Consider the following 14,422-nt stretch of genomic DNA (forward strand, 5'->3'; position numbering starts at 1 on the left):
CGCTCTGGCCAGACCCTATGCGCACATATTCCGCCACCGGGCCGTGCGGGTCCGTGTCCTCGATATACCGAACAACGTCGGTTGTGTGGTGCTTGGCCAAAAACCGCCGCCCCAACTGGACGCATACCGCGGCGAGCCGCGGCCAAACTGAGTCTACCTGGCTAATGGAATTGCCAGCAGCCAACTCGGCCAAAGACCGAAAAGGGGACAGACTTATTTATCCAACTCCTCTCAGGGCTGCCATCTTTTTGACTAGCCTGCATAAGGCTAACAAATAAATCTGTCCCCTTTTTATTCACTACTTGCGTGGCCAGGAGGCAACATGAGTCCTCGGAAAAACATTGTCTGGCTCCTGCTGGCGACACCACTGCCCGTGCTGGCCCAGGGGGATGCCCCGTCCTTCGATTGCGGCAAGGTCGACGCCGGCAGTATCGAGGCGCTGGTCTGCGAGAGCCCTGCCCTAGCCAAGCTGGACCGGCAGTTGGCAGCGGTCTACAAGCAGGCCTCGGCCAAGGCCGTCAATGAGCACCCGCCGATGCCGAAAGCCGAGCAACGCGGCTGGATCAAGGGACGTGACGACTGCTGGAAGGCGGACGACAAGGCCCAGTGCGTCACCGACAGCTACCGCCAGCGCATCGCCGAATTGCAGGCGCGCTACCAACTGATCGAAGGCACCGGCCCGGTGCGCTACGAATGCGATGGGCAGCCGGCGAAGGAAGTGGTGGCCACCTTCTACCCCACTGACCCGGCGAGCGCCGTTGTCGAGTTCGGCGACAGCACTTCGCTGATGTACCAACAACCGGCCGCCAGCGGTGCTCGATACCAGAGGAACAATGAGTCGTTCTGGGGACATCACGGCGAGGCCACGGTGGTCTGGGGCTACGAGGCGCCGGAAATGAAGTGCAAGATCCGCCAACCTTCTTCGCCCTGAACCGCCGAGCCACGGTGATGGATACCCAAAGACCTCCCGAGACGCCCGTCCACCCCGTCAGGCCCCCGTGGACGGAGGCACTTCAGGGTAGGACAAGCGTCGTCGGTCCCGCCCCCATGCGAATCGCCCTGCTGCTGGCTCTCGCCCTGTTTGGCTGCGCCGCCACTCCACCTGGCCCGCCACCGGCTCCGCTGGACTGCAACGCGGCCGCGACCTTTCATGTGGTGAGTCACGGCTGGCATACCGGAGTGGTGGTCGCCGCCGCCGACCTGCTAGTGGTGCTTCCGGCCCTCGGCGAGGACTTCGCCGACGCGGAGTTCATCGAACTCGGCTGGGGCGACGAAGGTTTCTACCGGGCCCCGCAACCCGGCATCGGCCAGGCGCTGCGCGCGCTGTTCGGGTCCGGCGACAGCGCCCTGCACCTGGTCCGGCTACCCGGCGAGCCCGTGCGTTACTTCCCTGCGGCTGAGGTGGTTGCGCTGACGGTCGACGCCAATGGCTATCAACGCCTGCTGGCCTTCCTCGTCGCGAGCTTCGCCCGTTCCCCGACCGGCACCCTGCAACCGCTCGGTCCTGGCCTGTATGGCGACAGCCGCTTCTATCGGGCGACCGGCCGCTATTCGCTGGCCAATACCTGCAATACCTGGGTCGCCGAGGCAGTGGCCGCGAGTGGCTTTCCCATCGCGTCGACCTCGGTACAGACAGCCGGCGCCGTCATGTCGCAACTGCGGCAGGCGTCGGCGGTCGCCAGCTGCCAGGTCGAAACTGTCGATAATGACTGACGACGTCCGGCGCTTCTCGCCGCACAGTGGTCGCGATGCTGCTGCGGTACAAAACCTACTCGCGGCCCTGACCAGGGCGTTTGCAGTCGGATCGGCGGGAGCCACCGCCCCTACTGCGCGTAGCGCTTGCTCAAGCCCGGCGGCACGCCGCTGCTGTCGGTTTCTTGCCAGGGGCCTTGTGGGCCGTTGGACCAGTACCAGCCGCCATCCCAACGGTAATAGGTGCGCTCGCGGTAGAAGACGTCGCGCTCTTTTTCCAGCACATAAACGCCCAGGCTGTTGTCCCAGTGGCAATTGCCGCCAGGCGGCGGGGCGTAGCGTGGGTGGGCTTTCATCGTGGTGGGCGGCTTAGGTACCGGTTGCACGGGCGGCAACGGGGGGCGAGGTAGCGGCGCTTGTTTTGGCGCGCTAGGTGGCGATTGCGGAAGCGGCGGCAGGTCTGGCGCCGGGGCCTGCGCCGCGCAACCGGCCAAACCGACCAGCAAGCCCAGAGCGATGATATGCAGGGTCGGTTTCATGGCGGTACCTCTTACTTATCGGGACTGTCGATGCTGAGTTGTTGCAGGTCGCGGGTGCTGCTGGCCAGCGGTTGGCTGCGGCCGATCCATTCACCGTCGGTGGCTTTGCCGGAGCGGGAAATGCGTGCCACCAATTGAACCTGCGGGAAAGCGGAAAGTTTCAGCTGGGGCATCATCGCGTCGGCATCGCTCAACTCGACTTCGGCCGGTAGGTCGGCAACCGTCATGCGCTTGACCGCCAGCGGCATCGGCGGGCCGTTGCTGGCACGGGCGAAGACGAACACGCTGTCGCCCGGCTGGACTTTGTCTTTCAGGCTCGCGTCCAGTTCGACACGCACTTTGAGAGTAGCGCCGCTGGCGACCGCTGCCGTTGCCGGACGTTCGACCTGGCCGGCTTCACCCAGTTTGCCGCGCGCCCGCTCTACTCCGCCCTGGATCGCCGCACGCGAGGGGTCGTCTGCCGGCAATACGGCGATCAAGCGCTCCCAGTAGCCAATGGCATCGTTATAGCGCTGCTCTTCGAATGCGCCAATCCCGAGCAAGCCGAGGCTGGTGACTTCCTCGGCATCGGCCTTGAGCGCTTCGTCAGTCAGCGCCTGGACCTGCGGCGACCATTTACGCTCGCTGGCGAAATACAGCGCTTGGGCCCATTGGCCGAGGACTTCGGGCTGCCGATCAGACAGGCTCGCGGCGCGCTCGAAGGCCGGCACGGCGTCAGCGGCGCGTTGCTGGGCCATGTAGGTACGGCCGAGGAAATGCCAGGCTTCGGCGGAATCCGGTTGGGCTTTGACCGTTTGCTCCAGGCGCGTGGTCATGTCCTCGATGCTGCCCGGTGCCTGGCGGAATTCGCGGGCCAGTTCGACTTTGTCACTGGCGCCCCAATGCAGATACAAGCCAAGGCCGAGCAGCGGTACCAACACCGCTGCGACCAGCGGGATTACCCGGCCCAGCCGCGAGTGACGCACACTCTGGGTGCCTTCGGTATCGGCGAGCAGTTCACGGGCCGCTTCGGCGCGACCGCTTTCCAGCTGAGCAGACGTCAGCACCCCGGCTTGCTGCTGGCCTTGCAGCTCACTCAGACGTTCCTGATAGAGGGCGACGTTGAGCGCCGTGCGGTCTTCTTCGGCCTGGGCGCGACGACCGCGCAACACCGGGACCAGCAGAACAGCCAGGGCCACCAGCAACATCAGGCCGGCAGCGAGCCAGAAATCAATCATTCGTAGTTTTATCCGCAGGGGTGGATTTCAGCAGGCTATCGAGGCGTGCGCGTTCGTCAGCCGAGAGTTCAGTCGAGGCGCTGGCAGTAGAGCCGCGCCGGCGCAGGACGATCACGCCAAGCACCAGCAGACCGCCACCAAGCAGCACGAACGGGCCGTACCAGAGCAGCCAGGTGCGCGCGTTAACGGCCGGCTTATAGCGCACGAAGTCGCCGTAGCGGTCGACCATGAATTCGACGATCTGCTCGTCGCTCTGGCCTTCGCCGAGCATGCGATGGATCTCGCGGCGCAGGTCGGCGGCGATCGGCGCGTTGGAGTCGGCGATGTCCTGGTTCTGGCACTTCGGGCAGCGCAGTTCCTTGGTCAGCTGGGTGAAGCGCTCGCGCTGCGCGTCGTTGGCGAATTCGTAGGTGTCGATAGCGGCCTGGGCGACGCCGAGCAGACTCAGGCCAAGCGCCGCAGCGGCGAGCAGGCGTTTCATTGGCCGGCCTCGTCGAGGAGTTTCTGATAGACCGGCGCCAACTTCTCGCGCCATACGGTCTGGTCGATCACGCCGACGTATTTGTCGCGAATCACGCCTTTGGCATCGATGAAGAAGGTTTCCGGCGCGCCGTACACGCCCAGGTCCAGGCCCAGGCTGCCTTGCGCGTCGTTGATGTTGAGCTGGTAGGGGTTGTGGAACTCCTGCAGCCACTTCTGCGCGTCGGCGTTGTCGTCCTTGTAGTTGACCCCGACGATGCGCACGCCCTGCCCGGCCAGCTTGTTGAGCACCGGATGCTCGACCCGGCAGGCGATGCACCAGGTGGCCCAGACGTTGAGCAACGCTGGCTTACCGAGCAGATCGGCCTGGGTCAGCGTCTTGTCGCCCTGCACGGACGGCAGCGAGAAGGCCGGCACCGGCTTGCCGATCAGCGCCGACGGCAACAAGGACGGATCCTTGGACAGCCCGCTGTAGAGGAACACGGCGACGCCGATGAAGATCGCCAAAGGAATTAGCAACACCAGACGTTTCATGCTTGCGCTCCCGCCAGACCCAGGGCTTCACGCACTTTGGCGCGGACTTTGACGCGATAGCGTCGGTCGAACGCCGCGAGCAAGCCGCCGAAACCCGTCAACAGGCCGCCGAACCAGATCCAGCGCACATAAGGTTTGACGTGCACGCGTACCGCCCAGGCGCCGTCGCCCAGCGACTCGCCGAGCGCGACATAGAGGTCGCGGGTGACCCCGGCGTCGATTCCGGCTTCGGTCATCACCGACTGCTGCACGGTGTACAGACGCTTCTCCGGGTGCAGCACGGCGATTTCTTCGCCGTCTTCGATGACCCGAATGGTGCCTTTATCGGAGGTAAAATTCGCGCCCTCGAAGTGCTTCGCACCTTCGAAGACGAATTGATAGCCGGCCAACTCCAGCGACTCACCCGGCGCCAGGCGTAAGTCACGCTCCGCACTACCCTGGCTGGACAGCACCACGCCGAGGGCACAGACGGCGATGCCCAGATGCGCCAGTTGCATGCCCCAGTAACTGCGGGTCATGTTCGGCAGGCCTTTGAGCAAACCGGTGTGACGGGTCTTGTCGAGCAAATCGCGGAAACCGGCGAGTACCACCCAGGCAGCCAGCAGGCACGCGGCGAGCACCGCCCAATGGAAATCGCCGAGCAGGAACGACGCCAGCACGCCGAGCGCGACGCTACCGAGCAGCACCGGCGTGAGCATGTTCGCCAGCCATTTGAGCGGGGTGTCCTTCCAGCGTACGGTCACGCCGACTGCCATGACCACCATGAGGATCGCCATCAGCGGCAGGAACATCGCGTTGAAGTACGGCGGGCCGACCGACAATTTGGCGCCGCTCAGCGCATCGAGCACCAGCGGGTAAAGGGTGCCAAGCAGGATCATTGCCGCGGCCACCACCAGCACCAGATTGTTGACCAGCAGCAGCGTTTCACGCGACCACAGGGCGAAGCCGACCTGGCTCTTGACCACCGGTGCACGCACGGCGAACAGCGTCAGCGAACCGCCGACCACCAGCAGTAAAAACGCGAGAATGAACACGCCGCGCTCCGGATCGGAGGCGAACGCGTGTACCGAGGTCAGCACTCCGGAACGCACCAGGAAGGTCCCGAGCAAGCTGAGCGAGAACGCGGCGATGGCCAGCAACACGGTCCAGCTCTTGAACACGCCGCGTTTCTCGGTCACCGCCAGCGAGTGGATCAGCGCGGTGCCGACCAGCCACGGCATGAACGAGGCGTTTTCCACCGGGTCCCAGAACCACCAGCCGCCCCAGCCCAACTCGTAATAGGCCCACCAGGAGCCGAGGGTGATGCCGATGCCGAGGAAGGCCCAGGCGACGATGGTCCACGGCCGCGACCAGCGCGCCCAGGCAGCATCCAGGCGCCCGCCGAGCAGCGCGGCAATGGCGAAGGCGAAGGCCACCGAGAAACCGACGTAACCCATGTACAGCATCGGTGGATGAACGATCAGGCCGATGTCTTGGAGCAGCGGATTGAGGTCATTGCCATCCATCGGCGCGTTGGGCAGCAAGCGCGCGAACGGGTTGGAGGTAACGATCAGGAACAGCAGGAAGCCGATGCTGATCATGCCCATCACCGCCAGCACACGAGCGAGCATGTCTTCGGGCAGTTGCCGGGAGAAGATCGAGACGGCGAAGGTCCAGCCGCTCAGGATCAACGCCCAGAGCAACAGCGAGCCCTCATGGGCGCCCCATACGGCGCTGAATTTGTAATACCAGGGCAGCGCGCTATTGGAGTTACTGGCCACATAGCGCACGGAAAAATCGTCGACCATGAACGCCCAGGTCAAACAGGCGAAGGCGAACACCAGAAAGGCAAACTGGCCCCAGGCGGCCGGCTGCGCCAGGCTCATCCACTGGCGATCGCCGCGCCAGGCGCCGATCAACGGCAGCGTGGCCTGAACGATGGCGAAGCACAGGGCGAGGATCATCGCCAAGTGGCCCAATTCTGGAATTATCAAAGCAGGAATCATCTGGGTTGCGCTCATCTTCAACCCTCCTTCGGCGGCATTTGGCCGCTGTCTTTGAGGGCCTTGGTGACTTCCGGTGGCATGTACTTCTCGTCGTGCTTGGCGAGGACTTCATCGGCGATCAGTACGCCATCGGCATCCAGCTTGCCGAGGGCAACAATGCCCTGCCCTTCTCGGAACAGGTCGGGAAGAATCCCCTGGTACTGAATAGTCACATCCTTGGCGAAATCGGTAACCACGAAGCGCACCACCAGCGAATCCCCCGAGCGCTCCAGAGAGCCCTTGCGAACCATGCCGCCGGCGCGGATGCGCGTGTCGTGCGGCACTTCGCCATTGGCGATCTGCGTGGGCGTGTAGAACAGGTTGATGTTCTGCTGCAGGGCACTCAGCGCCAGGGCCACGGCAATGCCGACGCCGGCGAGGATGCCGAGGATGATGAACAGACGCTTTTTGCGCAGCGGATTCACGACTTGCTCTCCCGGCGCAGACGGCGCGCCTCTTCTTGCAGATAACGACGTCGGGCCAGCAGCGGCAACGCGACGTTGAGGACGAGGACGCTCAGGCTGATGCCGTAGGCAGTCCAGACATACAGGCCGTGATGGCCCATGGCGAGGAATTCGCCGAAGGAAGCGAAACTCATTTTACGCCTCCCAAGTGCTTGCCGATCTCGGCTTTTACCCAGCTGCTGCGCGCCTCGCGCTTGAGCACTTCAAGGCGCATGCGCATAAGCACCACGGCGCCGAAGAAGCAGTAAATGCCGAGCACCATGACCAGCAGCGGCAGCCACATTTCCACCGGCATCGCCGGTTTCTCGGTGAGCGTGAAGGTCGCCGGCTGGTGCAGGGTGTTCCACCACTCCACCGAGTATTTGATGATCGGGATGTTGATCACCCCGACGATGGCCAGCACTGCGCAGGCCTTGGCCGCGCTGTCGCGGTTGCTGATCGCCTGGCCGAGGGCGATCACGCCGAAATACAGGAACAGCAGGATCAGCATCGAAGTCAGGCGGGCGTCCCACACCCACCACGAGCCCCAGGTCGGTTTGCCCCAGATGGCCCCGGTAAGCAGCGCGATCACCGTCATCCAGGCGCCCAGCGGCGCGGCCTGCTGCACGAAGACATCGGCCAGTTTCATCTTCCACACCAGGCCAACCACCCCAGCCACCGCCAGCATGATGTAGCAGGACTGCGCGAGGATCGCTGCCGGCACGTGGATATAGATAATGCGGAAACTGTTGCCCTGCTGGTAATCCGGTGGCGCAAACGCCAGGCCCCAGACCAGACCGACGCCGAGCAACAACGCGGCGGCGACTGCCAGCCAGGGCAGCCAACGCCCGCTGATGTCATAGAACCACTTGGGCGAGCCAAGTTTGTGAAACCAAGTCCAGTTCATCGATCAACTCATCATCATGCGGGGAGCGGCACTTCAGCCGTAGCCCGGATGCTATCCGGGGAATCAGCAGACCCGGATTGCATCCGGGCTACGTGCGCGCATCCTCGCTCCACAGTTCGTTATTCATTCGCCGACGCTGATGGTCAGGCCGGCGGCAATGGCAAAAGGTGTCAGGGTTACCGCCAAGGCGGTCAGGCTGGCCAGCCACAACAAGTGGCCGACCGCCGGCAATCCTTGCAGGGAAGCTTGCAGCGCACCGCTGCCGAGAATCAGCACCGGGATATACAGCGGCAGAATCAGCAGCGCCAACAACAGGCCGCCACGCTTCAGACCGACGGTCAGCGCCGCGCCGACCGCACCGAGCAGGCTGAGCACCGGCGTGCCGAGCAGCAGCGACAACAGCAGCACCGGCAGGCAGCGCGCCGGCAAGCCGAGCATCAGCGCCAGCAGCGGCGCCAGCACCACCAGGGCCAGACCAGAAAACAGCCAGTGTGCCAGCACCTTGGCCAGAACCAGAAGAGGCAGGGGGTGCGGCGAAAGGACCCACTGCTCCAGCGAGCCGTCTTCAAAATCGCTGCGAAACAGCCCGTCCAGCGATAACAGCACCGCCAGCAAGGCGGCGACCCATACCAGGCCCGGCGACAAGGTTTGCAGCAACTGGGTTTCCGGACCGACGGCCAGCGGAAACAAGGCGACCACGATGGCGAAGAACACCAGCGGATTGGCCAGCTCGGACGGACGGCGGAACAGCAGGCGGGCTTCGCGGGCGATCAACAGGCTGAACACATTACTCATGCAGCGCGCTCACTCGCCAACAGTGCGCCTAGATCGAGCTCGCGATAGCCGCTCGGCTTAGCCGCCAGCGTGTGATGGGTGGTCAGCACCACCAAGCCGCCCTGCTCGCAATGAGCGGCCAAATGCGCTTCCAACTGGGCCACACCCTGCTTGTCCAGCGCGGTGAACGGCTCGTCGAGGACCCACAGCGGCGGCGCTTGCAGATACAGACGCGCCAGGGCCACGCGGCGCTGCTGGCCGGCGGACAAGGTATGGCAAGGGACATCCTCGAAACCACGCAGGCCAACCGCCTCCAGCGCCTGCCAGATCGCCGCACGCTCGGCGGGTTGATGCAAGGCGCAGAGCCAAGCGAGGTTTTCTTCGGCGCTGAGCAAACCTTTGATTCCGGCCGCGTGGCCGATCCACAACAGATTGCGCGCCAGTTCACCGCGCAATTTGTGCAACGGCTGGCCATTCAGGCGAATTTCACCGGCGGTCGGCTGCATCAAGCCCGCGAGCAGGCGCAGCAAGCTAGTTTTGCCACTGCCATTCGGCCCACTGACCTGGAGCATCTCGCCGCCGCTTAGGCGCAAGTCGAGTCGCTCGAACAGCAGACGCCAGTCCCGCTCACAGGCGAGCGCCACGGTTTCAAGGACAGGGCTGGTCACGGCATGCTTATCCAAAGGCGCTCAAGTCTGGAGGGTGTCGGCCGCTATACTGGCATACGCAAAATGCACGGTCGGCGCGACCGGGGCGGCATTATACATGCCCGGCCCGACTAGCCGCAGCGGCCAATTTCAACAGGTTGTAACCCCTTCATGAGCGAAATCAGCAGCTCTCGCCCGCTACCCGCCAGCCCGCCACCGACGCGTCCCAGCCAGGTGGCCGAGCAGGCGCTCAAGCTCTTGCAGCCGCTCGATGGACTGCTGGCCAGTGGCGAAGCCGCCAAGGCCGAAGTGATCGCGGTGCGCGAGGCGGTGGCGCAGAGCTTTCAGGTGCTGCTCAAACTGACCCTGGCCAACGGCAGCCACGCCACGCTCCAGGCCAGCAGCAACCAGCCGCTCAGCCAAGGCAGCCTGCTCAATGTCACCGCGCTTTCCGACACCCGCCTGGCGATGGTCCTGCAGAACGCCGGCGCCGCCGCGCTGACCAAGCTCGATCTGGATTTGCTGCCGGTCGGCACGCTGATCCAGGGCAAAGTCGAGGCACGTGAACAGATCGCCCAACTCAAGGCTCAGCAGGCGCTGTTTCGGGTAGTGGTCAATTTGCTCAATACGCCCATGGCCGGCAGCAAGCTAAGCCTGGAAACCCCGCACGCCCTGCCGGTCGGCAGCCTGCTGACCGCCCAGGTGCAGGGCAACCAGGCGCTGAGTTTCCTGCCGCTGAGCAGCCGTCTCGACCAACTGGAAGTGAGCCAGCAGTTGCTTGGCCAGCAGAACCGCCAAGGCTCGCTCGAAGGATTGTTCAAAGCGCTGCACAGTGTGAATGGCGATGCCCTGCCGGAAGGCCTACGCAATAGCGTCGAGCGACTGCTTGGCGGCCTGCCGGAAGCGACGCAACTGAGTGATGCCAAAGGCCTGGCCAAGGCTCTGGAAAACAGCGGCATGCAGCTCGAAGCCAAATTGCTGGGCGGGCACACCGGCACCCTGCCGCAAGACCTCAAAGCCAATCTGCTGCGCCTGATCGGCCAGTTGCTGCCGCAGCTACCTGGCGCGGCGCCACTCAGCGCTGGTGCGGCCGGCGCTCTGGCGCAAGCACTGCCGGCCTTTGCGCGCAACACCTTGGGCGCTCTCGGCCAGGGCAGCAGCCGACAACAAGCGCTGGGATTTCCGCTGCCTTCCAAATTGCTTCAGGCGATGGATGAGGAAGTCGATCTGGAGGCCCTGCTGAAACTCGCCGCGGCAGCCGTCTCACGCCTGCAGACACATCAGTTATCGAGCCTGGCGCAGACCCAGATGACGCCCGAAGGCAACCTGCTGACCACCTGGCAGATGGAAGTGCCGATGCGTAACCAGGAGGATCTGGTGCCGCTGCAGCTCAAACTGCAGCGTGAGGAGCAGGCCAAACAGGGCAAGAACGAGCAGCAGGAAATGCTCTGGCGCGTCGAACTGGCATTCGATCTCGCCCCGCTCGGGCCACTGCAAGTGCAGGCCCAGCTGGCCCATGGCAGCCTGTCTGGCCAGCTGTGGGCCGAGCGCTCGGCCACCGCCGCAATGATCACTGGCGAACTGGACAACCTGCGTGAGCGTTTGCTCGCCGCCGGGCTTAGCGTCGGCGCGCTGGCCTGTCGCCAAGGCACACCACCGCAAGGTCCGCGGACCTCTCTGGAACAGCGCTGGATCGACGAAACCGCATGAAACGCCAAGCTCCGCGCCAAGCCATCGCCCTCACCTACGACGGCCAGAACGCCCCCAGCCTGAGTGCCAAGGGTGACGACGAACTAGCCGAGGCGATTCTCGCCATCGCCCGCGAATACGAAGTGCCTATCTACGAGAACGCCGAGTTGGTCCGCCTGTTGGCGCGCTTGGAGCTCGGCGATGCGATTCCCGAAGCGCTGTATCGCTGCATCGCCGAAATCATCGCCTTCGCTTGGCACCTGAAAGGCAAGTATCCCGTGGGGTTCGACCCCAATTCCCGTGACGAGCCGGAGTTGCCACTGCTCGAAGGCCCGAAAGACACCTGAGTCGTCAGTCGACGATAAACAGGGTCACCCCCACCTGCGTCGATGAACGATGCGCCTCGGCATTGTCGCCGACCTGATAACTCATGCCCGGCCTGAGCGTGAAACGCCGGCCATCTTCCAACTCGGTATCCAGCTCACCGTTCAGACACAGCAACGCGTGGCCTTTGTGGCACCAATGGTCTGCCAGATATCCAGGGGAATACTCGACCATACGCACCCGAACGCGCTGTTGCTGCGGGCCGAAATGAGCGGTGCGCCAGCGCGCCACGCCCTGTTCGCCCGCGTGTTCGGTCGGCGCCACCTGCACCCAATTGGTGATACCAAACGGAAATGCCGCCAGCTCCACTGCTGCTCTCCTGCCAGTTTAATAGTTGGCCGGAGTATCTCCCGGGCAGCGGCCAGCGCCTCGCGAAAATTCGCGGGAATGCCTATGAAGGAAACTAATGCAGTGGGATATCAGGCCTTCGGGCGGCCCTGATTGAGCTTGCTGATCAGCTCGGCCTCGGCGCGGCTAAGACCGCAGGACTGCGTCAGATCGTCGACGCTGGCACCCAGTCCGACCAGGCGCGCAGCCTGGGTGAATGACAAGCTAGTAGGGTCGCGCTGCTCGATCTGGCTGAGCTTGTCGGGCAGCGGCGCCACCACCCGGCGTACCTCCTGCAGCTCTTCGCCCATGCGAATGCTGCCGGTCAGGTAGGTATCCAGGCGCTTGGACAATTCCTTGATGCGTTGGTCGCGGGCGGCATCGCGCGTGGCCTGCCCCGCCGCCTGCTCACGCAAGCGCCGCGTCAACGTCCAGCAGAACACCACCAGGGCGACGCAGACAACGGCAAGGACCAGCAGCGCGATTTCGATCAACTCAGATGTTCTCCAGCTCCGACCATTCTTCTTCGCTCATCATCTTGTCGAGCTCGACCAGAATCAACAGTTCGCCATTCTTGTTGCAGACGCCCTGGATGAACTTGGCGGACTCATCGTTACCCACATTCGGCGCCGTTTCCACCTCGGACTGACGCAGATAGACCACTTCGGCCACGCTGTCGACGAGAATACCGACCACTTGCTTGTCGGCCTCGATGATCACGATGCGTGTGTTGTCGCTCACCGGCGCCGGAGCCAGACCGAAGCGTTGACGGGTATCGATCACCGTCACCACGTTGCCGCGCAAGTTGATGATGCCCAAAACATAGCTCGGCGCACCCGGTACTGGGGCGATTTCGGTATAGCGCAGCACTTCCTGAACCTGCATCACGTTGATGCCATAGGTTTCGTTGTCCAGGCGGAAAGTTACCCATTGCAGGATCGGATCTTCAGCACCCTGTATCGACGATTTCTTCATTCCCCTACCCTCATCCGAACCCGCTTACGGCGGTGCGCGCGGGTGTGCCCGCTGTTATTGACACAACTATTGGTACTAGTCCCGCCCAGGGCGCGACAGCAATTCTTCAATGCAACTGGCCATCGGCCAGGCGTTTGGCGCCGCCACTGGCGATCAGCTCCGCAAGCGAGGCCACATCCAGCAACGCGCACATATGTTCGATCACCGTCCCCGCCAGCCACGGCCGTTGAGTACGCTGGCCACGCCATTTGATCTCGGCCGGATCGAGGCGAATCGAGCGGCTGACCTGATGCACCGCCAGCCCCCACTCGTAGCCCTGTACCGAAATCACGTATTGCAGGCCCTCGCGGAAGTCGGCGCGGTAGCGATCCGGCATCACCCAGCGCGCGGTATCCAGCACTTTCAAATTGCCCGCCTGGCACGGCAGGATACCGAGGAACCAATCCGGCTGACCGAACAGCGGCGTCAGCTCTTGGTCAGCCAGCGGGTAGATCGAGCCGAGGCAGACCAGCGGTACCGCGAGGGTCAGGCCGGCAACATCGAACAGCAAACATTCGAACGGCTGCTCCGCCCAGCTCGGACGCCCATCGGCGTTGAGCGCCAGAAGCGGTGCCGGCGCATGGCTGGCCTGCAACTCGGCGACCGGCGCCAGCACGATCGGTGCTGGCGGCTCTATTGGCGGGGTCTCGACCACTTCAATCACGCGCGGCGCAACCTCGACCACCGGCGCCACGCTGAGCAGACGCGCATCGCGCACCTGCTCCTCAAGCATCGCCGCCTCGAATTCCTCGTGGCTCACCGACTCGGCCAATTCGGCCGCCGCTTCTTGCAACAGCGCGTCCAGATAGGACTGCAAGGCCAGCTGTGGGCGCGTGGCGGTGGCGACGGGACGACTCATGACGGCAACCTGAAAAAATGTACGTGCCTAGCTATCGGCAGGATGGCGACGGGACTTGAGCACTCGTGCATCTCAAGCCACCTGAGTGGCCGGCAACTGCGCCAGCATGTGCTTGAGCAGCGCCTGATACGCGATGACGCCGCGGCTTTTGCTATCGAATTGCGAAGGCGTGACGCCCGCCCGACTGGCATCGCGCAGGCGCGTATCGACGGGAATGTAGGCCGGCCACAGGTGCTGCGGATAGGCATCGCGCAGTGCCCGCAGAGTACTCAAGGAGGCCTGGGTACGCCGGTCGAACAGGGTCGGCACAATGCTGTAGGGCAAGGCCTGTTTGCGCGAACGATTGATCATCGCCAAGGTGCTGACCATACGCTCCAGGCCTTTGACCGCAAGGAACTCGGTCTGCACCGGAATCGCCAGCTGCTGGCTGGCCGCCAAGGCGTTGACCATTAGCACACCGAGCAAGGGCGGACTGTCGATCAGGGCGAAATCAAACTTTTCCCACAGCTGGCTCAGGCTCTTGGAAACCACCAGGCCGAGGCCATTCTGGCCCGGCGATTGGCGCTCTAGGGTCGCCAGTGCAGTGCTCGAAGGCAACAAGGCAATGCGTTCGTGACTGGTCGGCAACAGCAGCTGTTGCGGCAAGCCTTGCGGCACACTGCCTTGATGGAGGAACAGATCAAAGCAGCTATGTTCCAGGGCATCCGGATCGTGACCAAAATAGCTGGTCATCGAGCCATGCGGATCGAGATCGACCACCACTACCCGCTTGCCGGCATCGGCGAGCAGGCCAGCCAGGGCAACGGTCGTCGTGGTTTTACCGACACCACCTTTTTGATTGGCTATTGCCCAGACTTTCATGTGTTTCTTCCTTCTGACCCGCATCGCCCGT

General features: G+C 63.6%; 19 protein-coding genes. 4 read left to right on the top strand and 15 right to left on the bottom strand.

Annotated features, from left to right (window positions below):
• The first annotated feature begins 322 nt into the window (after positions 1 to 322).
• Both NVV93_RS11985 and NVV93_RS11990 read left to right on the top strand, forming a co-directional pair.
• Positions 323 to 931 (top strand): MliC family protein, encoded by a 609-nt coding sequence (locus tag NVV93_RS11985; protein WP_258250872.1) that lies wholly within the window; start codon positions 323 to 325, stop codon positions 929 to 931.
• A 116-nt stretch (positions 932 to 1,047) separates the two neighbouring features.
• The gene (locus tag NVV93_RS11990) at positions 1,048 to 1,713 is read left to right on the top strand and encodes a DUF2459 domain-containing protein (protein ID WP_258250873.1); all 666 of its coding nucleotides are present in this window, start codon (positions 1,048 to 1,050) and stop codon (positions 1,711 to 1,713) included.
• Between the two features lie 110 nt (positions 1,714 to 1,823).
• Here NVV93_RS11990 and NVV93_RS11995 read toward each other — a convergent pair whose 3' ends face one another.
• The 10 genes from NVV93_RS11995 to ccmA all read right to left on the bottom strand — a co-directional run bounded on the left by NVV93_RS11995 (position 1,824) and on the right by ccmA (position 9,278).
• Positions 1,824 to 2,231, bottom strand: coding sequence for a hypothetical protein (locus NVV93_RS11995; RefSeq protein WP_258250874.1), 408 nt, complete (start codon positions 2,229 to 2,231; stop codon positions 1,824 to 1,826).
• A gap of 11 nt (positions 2,232 to 2,242) precedes the next feature.
• The gene (gene ccmI / locus NVV93_RS12000; protein WP_258250875.1) at positions 2,243 to 3,448 is read right to left on the bottom strand and encodes a c-type cytochrome biogenesis protein CcmI; all 1,206 of its coding nucleotides are present in this window, start codon (positions 3,446 to 3,448) and stop codon (positions 2,243 to 2,245) included.
• Positions 3,441 to 3,929 (bottom strand): cytochrome c-type biogenesis protein, encoded by a 489-nt coding sequence (locus NVV93_RS12005; protein ID WP_258250876.1) that lies wholly within the window; start codon positions 3,927 to 3,929, stop codon positions 3,441 to 3,443. The genes ccmI and NVV93_RS12005 overlap by 8 nt, the downstream gene beginning before the upstream one ends.
• Positions 3,926 to 4,462 (bottom strand): DsbE family thiol:disulfide interchange protein, encoded by a 537-nt coding sequence (locus NVV93_RS12010; protein ID WP_258250877.1) that lies wholly within the window; start codon positions 4,460 to 4,462, stop codon positions 3,926 to 3,928. The genes NVV93_RS12005 and NVV93_RS12010 overlap by 4 nt, the downstream gene beginning before the upstream one ends.
• Positions 4,459 to 6,432, bottom strand: a complete 1,974-nt coding sequence (locus NVV93_RS12015; RefSeq protein ID WP_258254354.1) for a heme lyase CcmF/NrfE family subunit — start codon at positions 6,430 to 6,432, stop codon at positions 4,459 to 4,461. Before NVV93_RS12015 ends, NVV93_RS12010 begins: the two co-directional genes overlap by 4 nt.
• Positions 6,433 to 6,464: 32 nt before the next feature.
• Positions 6,465 to 6,911, bottom strand: coding sequence for a cytochrome c maturation protein CcmE (gene ccmE, locus NVV93_RS12020; protein WP_258250878.1), 447 nt, complete (start codon positions 6,909 to 6,911; stop codon positions 6,465 to 6,467).
• Positions 6,908 to 7,084, bottom strand: a complete 177-nt coding sequence (ccmD, locus tag NVV93_RS12025) for a heme exporter protein CcmD (protein ID WP_258250879.1) — start codon at positions 7,082 to 7,084, stop codon at positions 6,908 to 6,910. Before ccmD ends, ccmE begins: the two co-directional genes overlap by 4 nt.
• Complete coding sequence (locus tag NVV93_RS12030) at positions 7,081 to 7,836, bottom strand: heme ABC transporter permease (protein ID WP_258250880.1); 756 nt, start codon at positions 7,834 to 7,836, stop codon at positions 7,081 to 7,083. The genes ccmD and NVV93_RS12030 overlap by 4 nt, the downstream gene beginning before the upstream one ends.
• Before the next feature lie 123 nt (positions 7,837 to 7,959).
• Entirely contained in the window at positions 7,960 to 8,631 is a 672-nt protein-coding gene (gene ccmB / locus NVV93_RS12035; protein ID WP_258250881.1) for a heme exporter protein CcmB, read from the bottom strand.
• Positions 8,628 to 9,278, bottom strand: a complete 651-nt coding sequence (gene ccmA, locus NVV93_RS12040) for a cytochrome c biogenesis heme-transporting ATPase CcmA (protein WP_258250882.1) — start codon at positions 9,276 to 9,278, stop codon at positions 8,628 to 8,630. The genes ccmB and ccmA overlap by 4 nt, the downstream gene beginning before the upstream one ends.
• A gap of 150 nt (positions 9,279 to 9,428) precedes the next feature.
• Here ccmA and NVV93_RS12045 point away from each other — a divergent pair, with 150 nt between their 5' ends.
• The gene (locus NVV93_RS12045; RefSeq protein WP_258250883.1) at positions 9,429 to 10,967 is read left to right on the top strand and encodes a flagellar hook-length control protein FliK; all 1,539 of its coding nucleotides are present in this window, start codon (positions 9,429 to 9,431) and stop codon (positions 10,965 to 10,967) included.
• Complete coding sequence (locus tag NVV93_RS12050; RefSeq protein ID WP_258250884.1) at positions 10,964 to 11,293, top strand: EscU/YscU/HrcU family type III secretion system export apparatus switch protein; 330 nt, start codon at positions 10,964 to 10,966, stop codon at positions 11,291 to 11,293. The genes NVV93_RS12045 and NVV93_RS12050 overlap by 4 nt, the downstream gene beginning before the upstream one ends.
• A 4-nt stretch (positions 11,294 to 11,297) precedes the next feature.
• Here the strand turns inward: NVV93_RS12050 and NVV93_RS12055 are convergent, their stop codons facing one another.
• The 5 genes from NVV93_RS12055 to NVV93_RS12075 form a co-directional block, all read right to left on the bottom strand.
• Positions 11,298 to 11,639 carry a DHCW motif cupin fold protein gene (locus NVV93_RS12055; RefSeq protein ID WP_258250885.1) on the bottom strand — a complete coding sequence of 114 codons (342 nt, stop codon included), beginning with the start codon at positions 11,637 to 11,639 and terminating at the stop codon, positions 11,298 to 11,300.
• Positions 11,640 to 11,749: 110 nt separating this feature from the next.
• The gene (locus NVV93_RS12060) at positions 11,750 to 12,151 is read right to left on the bottom strand and encodes a DUF2802 domain-containing protein (RefSeq protein ID WP_258250886.1); all 402 of its coding nucleotides are present in this window, start codon (positions 12,149 to 12,151) and stop codon (positions 11,750 to 11,752) included.
• 1 nt (position 12,152) lies between these two features.
• Positions 12,153 to 12,632 carry a chemotaxis protein CheW gene (locus tag NVV93_RS12065; RefSeq protein WP_258250887.1) on the bottom strand — a complete coding sequence of 160 codons (480 nt, stop codon included), beginning with the start codon at positions 12,630 to 12,632 and terminating at the stop codon, positions 12,153 to 12,155.
• A 106-nt stretch (positions 12,633 to 12,738) separates the two neighbouring features.
• Positions 12,739 to 13,530, bottom strand: coding sequence for a CheW domain-containing protein (locus NVV93_RS12070; RefSeq protein ID WP_258250888.1), 792 nt, complete (start codon positions 13,528 to 13,530; stop codon positions 12,739 to 12,741).
• 72 nt (positions 13,531 to 13,602) lie between these two features.
• The gene (locus NVV93_RS12075; protein ID WP_258250889.1) at positions 13,603 to 14,391 is read right to left on the bottom strand and encodes a ParA family protein; all 789 of its coding nucleotides are present in this window, start codon (positions 14,389 to 14,391) and stop codon (positions 13,603 to 13,605) included.
• Between the last annotated feature and the right edge of the window lie 31 nt (positions 14,392 to 14,422).

This window comes from Pseudomonas sp. LS44, assembly GCF_024730785.1.
Lineage (GTDB): Bacteria > Pseudomonadota > Gammaproteobacteria > Pseudomonadales > Pseudomonadaceae > Aquipseudomonas.

What these genes read in the sequence shown, in the direction of transcription:
- NVV93_RS11985 (WP_258250872.1), top strand. Translation starts at nt 323, where the DNA reads ATGAGTCCTCGGAAAAACATTGTCTGGCTCCTGCTGGCGACACCACTG.
- NVV93_RS11990 (WP_258250873.1), top strand. Translation starts at nt 1,048, where the DNA reads ATGCGAATCGCCCTGCTGCTGGCTCTCGCCCTGTTTGGCTGCGCCGCC.
- NVV93_RS11995 (WP_258250874.1), bottom strand. Translation starts at nt 2,231, where the DNA reads ATGAAACCGACCCTGCATATCATCGCTCTGGGCTTGCTGGTCGGTTTG.
- ccmI (WP_258250875.1), bottom strand. Translation starts at nt 3,448, where the DNA reads ATGATTGATTTCTGGCTCGCTGCCGGCCTGATGTTGCTGGTGGCCCTG.
- NVV93_RS12005 (WP_258250876.1), bottom strand. Translation starts at nt 3,929, where the DNA reads ATGAAACGCCTGCTCGCCGCTGCGGCGCTTGGCCTGAGTCTGCTCGGC.
- NVV93_RS12010 (WP_258250877.1), bottom strand. Translation starts at nt 4,462, where the DNA reads ATGAAACGTCTGGTGTTGCTAATTCCTTTGGCGATCTTCATCGGCGTC.
- ccmD (WP_258250879.1), bottom strand. Translation starts at nt 7,084, where the DNA reads ATGAGTTTCGCTTCCTTCGGCGAATTCCTCGCCATGGGCCATCACGGC.
- NVV93_RS12030 (WP_258250880.1), bottom strand. Translation starts at nt 7,836, where the DNA reads ATGAACTGGACTTGGTTTCACAAACTTGGCTCGCCCAAGTGGTTCTAT.
- ccmB (WP_258250881.1), bottom strand. Translation starts at nt 8,631, where the DNA reads ATGAGTAATGTGTTCAGCCTGTTGATCGCCCGCGAAGCCCGCCTGCTG.
- NVV93_RS12045 (WP_258250883.1), top strand. Translation starts at nt 9,429, where the DNA reads ATGAGCGAAATCAGCAGCTCTCGCCCGCTACCCGCCAGCCCGCCACCG.
- NVV93_RS12050 (WP_258250884.1), top strand. Translation starts at nt 10,964, where the DNA reads ATGAAACGCCAAGCTCCGCGCCAAGCCATCGCCCTCACCTACGACGGC.
- NVV93_RS12065 (WP_258250887.1), bottom strand. Translation starts at nt 12,632, where the DNA reads ATGAAGAAATCGTCGATACAGGGTGCTGAAGATCCGATCCTGCAATGG.
- NVV93_RS12070 (WP_258250888.1), bottom strand. Translation starts at nt 13,530, where the DNA reads ATGAGTCGTCCCGTCGCCACCGCCACGCGCCCACAGCTGGCCTTGCAG.
- NVV93_RS12075 (WP_258250889.1), bottom strand. Translation starts at nt 14,391, where the DNA reads ATGAAAGTCTGGGCAATAGCCAATCAAAAAGGTGGTGTCGGTAAAACC.